The following is a 12,433-nucleotide window of genomic DNA, read 5'->3' on the forward strand; positions in this document are numbered from 1 at the left end:
TTTGTCAAAAATAACAATGATTCCTAGGCAAGAACAAGTTTGTGGAATAATCCTTTCATTATATTCGTTTATATACTGCTGACTAACTTTGCTTAGGGCATTACGTATCAAGTAAGACAAAATATTACCCAACATGTTTTCGAATAAACCCATTTACTTAGTAGGACTTCTGGCATTCATCCTTTCATCCTGTAGTTCCATAGATATATTCAAAGAAAATACAGAAATACCAGTCAGAAAACCCTATTCCTCTTTTGTGATCATTAATCAGGAAGTAGGAATGAAAGAATTTAAGTCTGAATTTATAGACCATCAAGTTCAGATTCATTTACAAGAAGCCTTAGAAGCCCAAGGTCTTGTATATGATAGAGAGAAACCAGACTTAGTGATCCGATATACCTCCAATGAGGATCCGAGAAAAAGAACAACCAGTAACTACTCTACACCCTATCCTTATTGGGGATATAGAGTTTGGGATCCTTGGGCAGCTTCTAGGTATATGAATCCTAATTATGGCACAAAAACTACAAGCTATGAGCTTTTGCAGGTGATCGTTGATTTTATAGATCCTACAGAAGATAAATTTTTAATGACATTGACAGGAGTTACTGAAGTATCTAGTCCAAAAGGAAAGGATAAAAAAGTTCTAAAAACTGTAGACAAAATAATTGAAAGCTTTTTAGCGGATTTACCACAAAACCCAAATTCAGAAGAGAACTCCTAATATCACGAAGGCACAGCTATTGCATATATCATGTAAAAAGTAACACTGCCAAACCTCCGATTCAGCAGATTCTTATAGGTAGAGTCTAACCATAGATACGTTGGATTGTCAGAAAATTAGTGCTTGGCAAAATAAAAGATATTTTGGTTAAAGATAATTTGGCAAAATATTTGTGATTTTCAAGCATCATGTTACTTTTGTAATATATTAATTGTTGTTCAGTTGCACATTTTTGCATTTTGATGTTAACCATAGTTCTCATAGACGATGATCCTATCAGTACATTTGTTACTGAAAAATTGATATCCAAGAATGTAAATGAGCCTTGTCAATTTTATAAATATCAAAGCGCAAAAGCCGCTTTGAATGAAATTTATAATATCAAGCCCAATTACCTTTTCTTAGATTTGAATATGCCAGAGATGACTGGATGGGATTTCTTAGACACATTTGATACTGCTCAAAATGAGGCACAGGTATACATCCTGAGTAGTTCTGTGGATGAAAGGGACATCAATAAGGCGAGTAAGTACCAAATCGTAAAGGATTATTTATCTAAACCTCTGATAAAAAAATACATTAAAAGTATATTCAATTAACCTCCTCATTCCGGAGGTTTTTTTTTAAAATGTTTGAAAGCAATTTCAATTTTTTTAACTTCTGTGAGCATTGGAAAAAGTTTGGTCAAATAAATTGAACTAATTTTTATTTATTAGTACTCAGCGCTTTAATTAAATACGTGACTATTTCTTACGCTTACCATCATTTGTAAAAGGTCTTTTCAAAAATTTCATTTCAAATCCGGATTGGATTAACCTGAAAAAAAATAGTTGGGAACGCATTGTCTAAAATGAAATTTTATTTTAATTCGCAGCATTAATTCATTCACACAACCATTTAATTAACTGATATGGAGGACATTGATGACGATTTCGACGATTTCGATGATTTTGATGACACTGATGAATTCGGAGCAGATTTCGAAGACGAATACGATCTAGACGAAGAAAACGAATTCCTCGATGACAACATTGTTGATTTCGATGATGATGAGGATTTTGAAGATGACTTCGACGATTTAGAAGACGACCTAGATTAAAGATTAATTGCTTTATACTAGTTCAGCTTTGGTAATTTCAATGTTTGAAATTATCTTCGGGCATTGTTAAGTTCAATGAAAAAGAAATTATGATACTACTTGATGTTTTCAGTTCACCAATTGCATTTGGAGCACAAACTTTTCTATTGATAGTTTGCGTATTAATCGGTCTAGGCGCAGGAATTTCTGCAATTGACGTGAAAAGTACTTTTTCAAAAAAGAAGTAATCTAAACATAGCATATATTAGAAAGGAGGTTTTTGACCTCCTTTTTTTATGCCATTACTTTTTTAAATCAATTCTATACTTCCTGAGACTTTCTCTAAATGTTTTTTAGCTGTTTCCCTAAAATCACTTTTTCGAAAATCTAAATCTGGAAGTTGATAAACGCTGGTAAAGCCTGCATTCATGGCTTCCTCGCCAGATGTAATCAGAAAAATGGGTTTGTTATATTTTTGAGCTAATTTCATTAATTCAAAACAGGCCTTTCCCGATTTTGACTGTTCGTCATATCTTCCCTCACCAGTGATCACGAAATCAGCTTTTTCCAGCTTTTTTTCCAAACCAATTTGATGAAAGAAATAGGTGGCTCCAGTTTCAATCTTGGTTTCAAAAAAGCCAGAAAGTCCAGCTGCAATTCCTCCTGCTGCACCAAACCCAGGCTTGTCCTGAAATGAAAGATTTGATTTGCTGTACATCATTCCCAACAATACAGCACATTGATTTTCAAAGTGGGATATATCCTCTCTTTTGAGGCCTTTTTGAGGTCCAAATACAGGAATAGCCCCATCAGCCCCCCCAAATCTATTCTTAACATCACAGAGACATGTAAATCCCACTTTCGGGGTTTTGGGGCTTTTTTGTATATGCTTAATTCTAAATAAAAAGTCCTTAGAAAATGGAACAAGGCTCCTTCCATTGGCATCCAAAAACTGAATACCCAAGGCTTGTAATATCCCAATTCCTAAATCAATGGTTGCGCTCCCACCTAAACCTAAAATGATCTCTTTGGCCCCATTGGAAATTGCATGTTGGATCACTTGCCCCGTCCCATATGTTGAACTCACTTTTATATCCAATTCATTTGCTGGAAGTTGTCCTAAACCAGAATAGGTAGAAACATCTATATAAGCTTTGATTCCCTCTTGGTAATAGGTTCCAAGTACAGGCTTTCCAACTGCATTAAGACAAAAATAGGAAACTGGGGTTAAGCCTAGAGAAAAACCCAATAACTGGCAGGTTCCATCTCCCCCATCTCCAATAGGAATCATCTGAACTGAAGCATTGGGATGACGAGAACGAATTGAAGATGCAATTATTTCTCCTGCTTCAATCGCAGAAAGGGTACCTTTGAAAGCGTTTGGAGCAATGAGAACATTCACCTTTTATACATTTTTCATTCTCTTAAAATAATCCTTGGATGCCTCTTTCACTTTTGGAGCCAAGTAAATGGTTGAAATCATAGTTGGTATCGCCATGATCGCATACATGCCATCCACCAGACTGATCACCACATCCAAAGAAGCTACTGCCCCCATGACAATGGTTGCCAAATAAAAATAATTGTAATAATCAGCCTTGTCAGCTCCAAATAAATAATTGAAACATTTATGCCCGTAATAGGAATAAGTAAACATTGTCGATAAAGCAAAAATCAATACTGCAACCATTAGCAAATATTTTCCTAATCCAGGCAAGGCCATTTCGAATGCGTTTAAGGTCAACCTTACACCATCATGTTCTGTTGTTTCCCATACTCCTGTCAGCATAATCACCAATGCAGTTAACGTACAAACCACTATCGTATCAATAAATGGCCCCAACATGGCGATCAATCCCTCTCGAATCGGTTCATTGTTTTTGGAGGCCCCATGAACCATCGGAGCTGTCCCAATTCCTGCTTCATTGGAAAAAGCTGCTCTTCTGGCACCAGTGATGATCACTGCACCCACTGCTCCACCCGCAATTGCATTTCCTGTAAAAGCGTCTTCGATGATTTTCCAAAGCATTGAAGGGACTTCCTCTATATAGTTGAATACTATCAACAAAACTGTCACAAAATACAAGGCAACCATAAAGGGAACCATACGAGAGGCAACGGCGGCAATTCTTTTGATACCTCCTAAAATTACAATAGCTACCAAAAGCATCATGGTAACTCCTAATATCCAACGTGTACTTTGCCCAAGATCTATCCCACCTAATATAAATCTAGAAGTTTCTCCCCCATCCAAACCAGCAGGCATAAATATTACAGCCCTCAATACTGCAGTCAGCTGATTGGCTTGAAAAATGGCTAATAAGCCCAATACACCGGCAGTACAGAAGATAACAGAAAGAAATTTCCACTTCTTACCCATCCCCTCTTCAATCACATACATAGGGCCACCCTGGACTTCCCCAGAAGAATCCTTCCCTCTAAACATAATGGCTAAGCTACAGGTGTAATATTTGGTGGCCATTCCTACAAATGCCGAAACCCACATCCAAAAGATCGCGCCTGGCCCCCCCATATTGATCGCAATAGCGACGCCACTGATATTCCCTAATCCCACCGTAGCTGCAATGGCAGAAGACAATGCCTGAAAAGAGGTAATCTGACCAGGAGCTAATTCATTGTCATACTTTCCACTGAGTAAGCGAATTGCATGGCCGATCTTTCTAAAAGGAATAAACCCAGAATGAAAAAAAAGGATCATTCCTCCTCCAAGCAACATGATTAACATTGGAGTGCCCCAAATCCAATTGCTGAAGGATATAATTAGATCGCCCATAGCGTGTGTTTTTTTTTGTGGTTTAGTAGGATTCGAATATCAAATTAATCCCGATAATAGCCCCAATTTGAGCAATATCAAAGGTATTTGATTAAGAATGGTAATAAAAAACCCGAGTGTATTTAAACTACACCCGGGTTTTGAAGATCGAGAAATCTTACCAATTGACTTTTGGTGATTTGTAAAATTCAATGCCTTTAATATCCCATCTTTTTCCCATCACAGCAATCCTGCGTTGGAAATCAGGCCAATCTCTTTTTGGAGTCGGAGTCCATGCTACCTCTGCTATGGCGGCCAATCTTGGGAATACCATGTATTCAATATCTGCTCTACTAGTAATCGTCTCCGTCCATAAAGGTGCTTCCACCCCAATCACATCAGATTTATTGATTCCATCGGCATAAGTAGCTGGGTCCCACAGGTAGGCAGAATCCAATTCTATATACGCAGCCCAATGCAATCCCAATCTACTGGTAGAATCGTATTGCATATCCAGGTAGGCCTTCTTGGCAGGAGACATCAAAACCTGGTTTCCTTGATCTTTGGCCAATTTGGCATTTTCTGCCAAAGCCCAGAATTGAGCGATGTTCCCTTCCTTTAATTGGGTGGTGGCAATTTCATCCCATCCAATACTGGTCTTTCCATATTTCGCGGTAAGCTCCTGTACTTTCTCAACAAAATAGATATAATCGTCTTTTTCGGTAACATGGGATTCATCCCCACCAATATGAAAATACGGTCCAGGGGTAATTTCAGAGATTTCTCTAATTACATCCTCAATAAATTGATAGGTGATTTCTTTGTTAGTGGCCAGTGTACTAAAGCCTACCTCAATACCCGTATATAATTCTGCTGGTTGCGGGTTTTTATCCAAAATATCAAAATCGATTTTCCCCTCACTCATGGTACTGAAATCCCCATCTGGCAAATTCACGCCTGGGTTTAACTCACCATAAGAAGCTAAAGCGGCATTGGTATGTCCTGGCATGTCTATTTCAGGAACGACGGTAATAAAGTTTTGAGCTGCATAGGCAACAATTTCTTTGTAATCTTCTTGGGTAAAGAATCCTCCTTCTCCTCCTCCGACTTCGGTTTTTCCTCCTATTGCAGTTAAGTTTGGCCAGGATTTAATCTCAATTCTCCATCCTTGATCATCAGTTAAATGCAAGTGCAGGTAATTTAACTTTAAGGTAGCCATCTGATCGATGTAATGCTTCACATCTTCCACTCCAAAAAAATGTCTGGCAACATCCAGCATAGAACCTCTATAGGCATAGTCCGGCTCATCCTCAATTTTTCCTGTTGGAATTCTCCAGGACTCTTCTACCACGGAAGAATTCTCAATGGAAACAGGGAACAACTGAATGAACGTTTGAATACCATAGAAAATCCCAGCTTCTGAGCTAGCGGAAATTTTTACAGAGGAGCCATCGATGTCAAGGGTATAGTTCTCTGAATCGTCACTACCAGTAAGCACCAATTGAATATCTCCACCTTCAGTTCCTACTGGAATTTCATATCCGGTAGCAGGCTTTAATTTAGAAGACAGAAATGATCCCAAATAGGAAAGATTAGATGAATTTCCTACCAGCTGAATAGAGGAAGAAGAGGTTAATTCAAATGCACCCGAAGAAGTTTGAATGGTGCTGGGTAAAGGAATAATGGCGGACTCGTCTAAGCTGTGAATAGGCTCTTGGCAACTGAAAACAACAGCTGACATGAGTGATAACAAGCCGAAGATAGATTTTTTCATGGGTTATTAATTTGCTTAAACTTACTCTAAATTTTTAAATATCTTAAAGCCATAAATCAAATTTATTCGAATAAGAGTTTTGATAATAGCGCCTCGAAGATTAACATTGGCACCCCGTTTAAAGAAAAATATACCTACTAGCAAAAACAACTATTAAATGAGATAAGCATTTTATATTTTAATTGCTTGATATCAATAACCTAAAATTCCATGAAAAAGAAGGATCAGATCTCTGCCAACTCCCGCCGAGATTTTATGAAAACTACCACCGCAGCCTTAGCGGGATTCTATATTGTACCTAGACATGTGTTGGGTGGCCCTGGATTTATAGCTCCTAGCGATAAATTAAGAGTTGCCAGCGTAGGGGTTGGTGGAATGGGAGGCGGAGACGTGAGAGGTATTTTTTCTACCGGTAAAGTAGACATGATTGCGCTTTGTGATGTGGATGATTCCAGAGCAAAAGGAAGTAGAGAAGCACATCCAAAGGCAGCCTACTACAAGGACTACCGTGAAATGTTGGAAAAAGAAGGCAATAATATTGACGCGGTTTCAGTATCCACTCCGGACCATATGCATGCGGTGATCGCCATGATGGCCATGAAAATGGGAAAACATGTTTATGTACAGAAACCTTTATCCCATGATATTTATGAAGCTAGAATGCTCACTGAGGCTGCTGAAAAATACAAAGTAGTTACTCAAATGGGTAATCAGGGATCTTCAGGTGATGGTGTCAGAAAAATGGTGGAGTGGTATAATGCTGGATTAATAGGAGAAGCAACTAAAGTGTACTCCTGGACAAACCGTCCTGTATGGCCCCAGGGAATTCAATGGCCGGACAAACCAATTGCTCCTCCTTCTGATTTGGATTGGGATTTATGGCTGGGTACTGCTCCTTATAAGGATTATGTCGGCAACTTGGTGCCATTCAACTGGAGAGGTTGGTGGGATTATGGTACAGGTGCCTTAGGGGACATGGCTTGCCATATCATGGAACCTCCTTTCAGGGTATTAGGCCTTGGCTATCCAAAATCAGCTGAAGCATCCGTAGGTTCAGTTTATGTAGGAGAGTTCCAGCGGGGTTATTTCCCAGAAAGTTGCCCTCCTTCCTCTCATATTACACTTCGATTTGATAGACCAGGCAAGGAAGATCTTGAATTCCACTGGATGGATGGAGGTATTCAACCTACCAGACCAGAGGAATTGGAAGCCAATGAGCAAATGGGAGATGGAGGAAATGGAGTAATAATAGAGGGTACTGAAGGTAAAATGATGTGTTCAACCTATGGTATAAACCCACAATTACTTCCAACCTCAAGAACCAAAGACATACAGGTACCAGAAACTCTGTATCGGGTGCCAAACGGAGACCGAGGACATTATGCCAACTGGGTAGATGCTTGTATCGCAGGTCATGGTTCTAAAGAATTTGATCAATTAAGCTCTCCTTTCTCTATTGCAGGTCCATTGACTGAATCTGTGTTGATGGGTAATCTTGCAATCAGAAGTTATGATTATCGAGTGGCAAGAGAAGGAGAAGAAAATCAATATGATTATCCAGGTAGAGGGATCAAATTACTTTGGGATGGTGAGAATATGAAGATTACAAATTTTGAACCGGCCAATCAATTTGTTAGGCGAAACTATCGAGGAGATTATTCCCTATAGTACATAGGATGATTAAAAATGGCTTTGAGTGAATCCCTCAAAGCCATTTTTTTATTGAATTACTTCTAATTCAACTCTTCGATTTTTTGATCGTCCAGCTTCTGTCGCATTGGAAGCAATCGGTCTTGTTCCTCCCCAACCTGAAATCCTTAGATTTTCAAATCCCACTCCTTTTTCTACTAAAAAATCTCTCACGCTGCCAGCTCGCTCTAGCGATAACCCCTTATTTAAACCAGGATCACCCACACTATCAGTATGCCCATTAATCCTGATTTTTACAGATGGATTTTCTACAAGAAAGTGGGCCAACTCTGTAAGGGAAGCAACCGTTTCTGCCCCTTCCAATTCAGAGGTACCTCTTTTAAAGTTTACATTATCTAAGAGCAACACACTTCCAGGCTCTACTTTTGTCATTAATACAACTGTCTTATCATTAGATTTTATATCACTTATTTTCAGGTACTTAGGAAAGAACCCTTCAGACATCACTTTAACTTCATCCACTCCCTTAGATTGGAGATTTGAAAGGTACATGGAATCTATTTTATTGACAGGCTTTTCTATTTCTCCTTCTTTCAAAAGAATGGTAAAATCCAGTCGCTTGTTATTCTTAGCATCAATTACCAACCAAGCTATTGGGGGTTCTTTTTCCTCAACGGTAGGCTTCGTGTTATCCAATTGACTCAGTTGTATTTCAGCTTTTCCGATAGCTGTTCTAGGGAAAATAGGACTGATGGAATCCGAGGTATTGGCAACAGGCATCGCTTCGGAAACTGACTGTTTAGGAGGTAAGATGGCAGGTGGTGCAGGAGAAAATTCTTGAGGGGTTTCCAAGGGAACAATGGTCTCAAAAGTCATCAAATCAGCAAAACCATCACTATTGGTGGTACTGGACCAAACCACTTCTGTATCAGAAATAAAGGTTACGGATACTTCCGAGCCTCTAGAACTGATTTGTTCCCACTTGATCGGTTTACTCCAGTCTTTCCATTCATCTCCAGTCTTTTTGGCAATAAAAATATCTTTCCCTTCCGCTCCTTCATGCATATTTGAAGAAAAATACAACAATTGCTTTTCCGGGTTATAATAAGGACTCATCTCCTGCCCTTTGGTATTGATGGCAGATCCTAAGTTGACTGGAATAGACCAATCTATTACCCCAGTTTTTTCACTCACGAAAATATCCTCGTTTCCATAGCTGTCAGTTCTTTTTCCCGACAAAAAAATTAATTTTCCTCCTTGTGCAACCCTTCCCAGCAGCTGTCCCTGAAGGTCTTCTAGTCCCGGAAAATTTACCTGTCGTAAAAAATTCCAATCCGTTCCAAACTTGGAATATTGGTACATTCCATTCCTTCCTGACCCTTTATGATAGACCAATAAGGTCAAGGCATCTTCCAAGCCCAATGCAAAATCGTAGCCATCTGTGCTTAAATCGGCCCGGTGAATGGCTTCTTCCCACTCCCCTTTTTCATTCTTTTTGGTCATCCAAATATCTCCTGGATCAGTCACCCCTCCGAGATTATTTGGATGAAAAGCTCTACTAAACAATAGCACATTATCTCCAATCCACACCGGATTTTGGTCATCCTGTGGACTATTGGCACCCGAAAGAGATTTCAACTCCTGAGCTAAACCAGTAGCTATAGTAAAACAAAAAGCAAGTAGCATCATGCCACTTGCTTTTAGGTATGTCTCTATTTTTCTATTCATTACTATTGACCCAAAACGATGGCAAATACCAGCGGGGCCACAATGGTTGCATCAGACTCAATAATGTACTTTGGTGTCTCCATCCCCAATTTGCCCCAAGTGATTTTTTCATTTGGAACAGCTCCAGAATAAGAACCATAAGAAGTGGTAGAATCAGAAATCTGACAGAAATATCCCCAAAGAGGGACATTCTCTCTTTGCAAATCCTGATGCAACATCGGAACCACGCAAATAGGGAAATCTCCTGCAATTCCCCCGCCAATTTGGAAAAATCCAATGGTACTTTCATCAGTTGCGGTATTGGTATACCAATCAGCAAGGTAAATCATATACTGAATTCCGGTTTTAACGGTATGGACATTTTTAATGTCTCCGGAAATCACATGGCCAGCAAACATGTTACCTAAAGTAGAATCTTCCCATCCCGGAACAATAATCGGCAAGTTTTTCTTAGCTGCTTCCAACAACCAACTATCCTTTGGATCAATTTGATAATATTGTTCCAATTTTCCAGAAAGTAAAATTTTATAGAAAAACTCATGTGGAAAATAAGCTTCACCTGCCTGGTCTGCCTTCTCCCATTCTTCCAAAATCACGTTTTCAATTCTCCGCATGGCTTCCATTTCTGGAATACAAGTGTCAGTAACACGGTTCATATGACGCTCTACCAAATCCTGTTCTTGAGCTGGTGTCAATTCCCGATAATTTGGAATCCTCTCGTAATAATCATGCGCAACCAGGTTAAAAACATCTTCTTCCAAGTTGGCTCCTGTACAGGTGATAATTTGGACTTTATCCTGACGGATCATCTCTGCTAGGGAAATACCCAATTCAGCAGTAGACATCGCACCGGCAAGCGTAATCATCATTTTACCACCGTTATCAAGATGGGATTTGTATCCTTCCGCAGCATCAATTAAGGCCGCAGCATTAAAATGACGGTAATTGTGTTTTAAAAATTCCGTGATTTTCATTCGTTCATAGTTTCATTAGAGCCCTAAAATTACCTAAAATTTCAGCACAAAAAAACCCGGGCTTTGCCGGGTTTTAAAATATCAAAATGTGCCTGTTATTACTTTGCTGAATCAGTAGAAGTACTGTTGTACTTTTTATTCAAACCATCAATCACAGCCTTAGTAACGTCCATTGCATCACTTGCGTACCATACAGCACCACCTCTGGTGTAGGATAAGATCACATCCAAAGAATTTTCCTTCGCGTAATTATCTAAATATTCCTGAACCTGAGTATAAACTTCATTGTAAAGGTTTGCCTCATCTACAGAAAGCTCCTGCATCAAGTTATCTCTGTATGTCATTAAATTTTGCTGCTTCTTTCCAAGTTCATCTTGCTTTGCCAATGCTTGGTTCTGTGTCATACTATTTGCAGACTGCTGAAAGTTAGCCACTTCTCGCTCAAATCCTTGAGCTCTGCTTTGAAGCTCCCCTTCAAATTTTTTGCCCTTCTCTGTGATCTCTTCAGACTTCTTTACAAAGTATTCATATTTGTTAATCACAGAATCCGTATAGACAAATGCTACTTTCAAATCACCGCTAGCTGTAGTCGTCTCTGGAGTAGAACCCTCAGATGATGTAGCAGCAGGTTGGTTACATCCGTAGAATAGTACTGTGGCTAATCCTAGGATACCGAACAGTTTTAATCCTTTTTTCACTTTTTATTCGTTATAGTTGACAAGGGCGCAAATATAAAGAAAGTATTGATTTTGCAAGGGGCTCAAGTGGAAGGTCGCGTTAAAATCAGTTAAAGATTCAAAAAAATATTTCCTGAGCTAGTCGATAGACTTGTGCATGGGCATCTATAATATCCTTGATCTGAGGAGAATAACCTCCGCCCATGCAACACATGATTGGAATTCCGTTTTGGTGGGCTAGCTTTAAAACAATTTGATCCCTGGCCTTTACCCCATCTAAGGATAATGCAAGTTTTCCTAATTTATCTGTTTTTAGAACATCTACCCCGGATTGATAAAGTATGAAGTCTGCCTCAAACCTTTCTAAAATTTGATTTAGGTGGGTATTAAGAAGGTAGAGATATTCCTCGTCCTCGATTTTATCTGGTAAGCCCACATCCAAATCTGATTTTTCTTTATGCATAGGGTAATTGGACTGTCCATGCATACTGAAGGTAAATACTTCTTCGACATTTTGAAAAATCTCAGCTGTCCCATTCCCTTGGTGTACATCGAGATCAATGATCAATACCCTCGAAGCATGATGATGTCGGATCAAATAATTGGCGGTAACAGCCAAATCATTCAATAAGCAAAAACCCTCTCCCCGATCAGAGTAAGCATGATGTGTTCCACCGGCAATATTCATCGCTATGCCATGTTCTCTGGCGAAAAGAGCGGATTGGATAGAACCAGAAAGAATCTTCACTTCTCTATCCACCAATTCCTTACTCAAAGGAAAACCAGTTCTCCGGATCTCGGATTTAGTCAATTCCAACTTCTTCAGCTTTTCCCAATATGCAGGTTGATGTGTGGATAAAATCACCTCCTCTCCAAACACTGTTGGATCAAAGAAATTTTCCTCAGTAGCTGTTCCTTCATACATCAATTGTTGTGGTAGGAGCGCATATTTCTCCATGGGAAATCGATGTCCAGCAGGAAGCGGATGGGCATATATGGTTGAATAGGCAATTTTTAGCATAAAAAAAACGCTTGTATTTAAACAAGCGTAAATA

The 12,433-nt window shown here is 39.2% G+C and carries 11 protein-coding genes; 4 read left to right on the forward strand and 7 right to left on the reverse strand.

The genetic code is table 11. From position 1 onward, the window contains the following. The first annotated feature begins 133 nt into the window (after positions 1-133). The 3 genes from BUR11_RS07940 to BUR11_RS07950 all read left to right on the forward strand — a co-directional run bounded on the left by BUR11_RS07940 (position 134) and on the right by BUR11_RS07950 (position 1,823). Positions 134-724, forward strand: a complete 591-nt coding sequence (locus tag BUR11_RS07940) for a DUF4136 domain-containing protein (RefSeq protein ID WP_074224300.1) — start codon at positions 134-136, stop codon at positions 722-724. A gap of 242 nt (positions 725-966) precedes the next feature. Beyond that, positions 967-1,323, forward strand: coding sequence for a response regulator (locus tag BUR11_RS07945; protein ID WP_074224301.1), 357 nt, complete (start codon positions 967-969; stop codon positions 1,321-1,323). A 311-nt stretch (positions 1,324-1,634) separates the two neighbouring features. Further along, positions 1,635-1,823, forward strand: coding sequence for a hypothetical protein (locus BUR11_RS07950; RefSeq protein WP_074224302.1), 189 nt, complete (start codon positions 1,635-1,637; stop codon positions 1,821-1,823). 289 nt (positions 1,824-2,112) lie between these two features. On the opposite strand, the gene BUR11_RS07960 is transcribed toward BUR11_RS07950, so the two are convergent. From BUR11_RS07960 to BUR11_RS07970, 3 genes are all read right to left on the reverse strand, one after another. Next, the gene (locus BUR11_RS07960) at positions 2,113-3,204 is read right to left on the reverse strand and encodes a glycerate kinase family protein (protein ID WP_074224304.1); all 1,092 of its coding nucleotides are present in this window, start codon (positions 3,202-3,204) and stop codon (positions 2,113-2,115) included. A 3-nt stretch (positions 3,205-3,207) separates the two neighbouring features. After that, entirely contained in the window at positions 3,208-4,596 is a 1,389-nt protein-coding gene (locus BUR11_RS07965; protein WP_074224305.1) for an alanine/glycine:cation symporter family protein, read from the reverse strand. A 157-nt stretch (positions 4,597-4,753) separates the two neighbouring features. Continuing rightward, the gene (locus BUR11_RS07970) at positions 4,754-6,349 is read right to left on the reverse strand and encodes a beta-N-acetylhexosaminidase (protein ID WP_074224306.1); all 1,596 of its coding nucleotides are present in this window, start codon (positions 6,347-6,349) and stop codon (positions 4,754-4,756) included. Between the two features lie 210 nt (positions 6,350-6,559). Between BUR11_RS07970 and BUR11_RS07975 the strand changes: the two genes are divergently transcribed. Beyond that, positions 6,560-8,017, forward strand: coding sequence for a Gfo/Idh/MocA family protein (locus tag BUR11_RS07975; protein WP_074224307.1), 1,458 nt, complete (start codon positions 6,560-6,562; stop codon positions 8,015-8,017). A 51-nt stretch (positions 8,018-8,068) separates the two neighbouring features. On the opposite strand, the gene BUR11_RS07980 is transcribed toward BUR11_RS07975, so the two are convergent. From BUR11_RS07980 to BUR11_RS07995, 4 genes are all read right to left on the reverse strand, one after another. Continuing rightward, positions 8,069-9,727, reverse strand: a complete 1,659-nt coding sequence (locus BUR11_RS07980) for an OmpA family protein (RefSeq protein WP_074224308.1) — start codon at positions 9,725-9,727, stop codon at positions 8,069-8,071. Between the two features lie 2 nt (positions 9,728-9,729). Next, positions 9,730-10,701 carry a deoxyhypusine synthase family protein gene (locus BUR11_RS07985; protein WP_074224309.1) on the reverse strand — a complete coding sequence of 324 codons (972 nt, stop codon included), beginning with the start codon at positions 10,699-10,701 and terminating at the stop codon, positions 9,730-9,732. Between the two features lie 98 nt (positions 10,702-10,799). Continuing rightward, positions 10,800-11,399, reverse strand: coding sequence for an OmpH family outer membrane protein (locus BUR11_RS07990; protein ID WP_074224310.1), 600 nt, complete (start codon positions 11,397-11,399; stop codon positions 10,800-10,802). A gap of 97 nt (positions 11,400-11,496) precedes the next feature. Beyond that, positions 11,497-12,399: a histone deacetylase family protein gene (locus BUR11_RS07995; protein ID WP_074224311.1), complete on the reverse strand. Its 903-nt coding sequence runs from the start codon at positions 12,397-12,399 to the stop codon at positions 11,497-11,499. Positions 12,400-12,433 lie beyond the last annotated feature (34 nt).

Source organism: Algoriphagus halophilus, assembly GCF_900129785.1.
Lineage (GTDB): Bacteria > Bacteroidota > Bacteroidia > Cytophagales > Cyclobacteriaceae > Algoriphagus > Algoriphagus halophilus.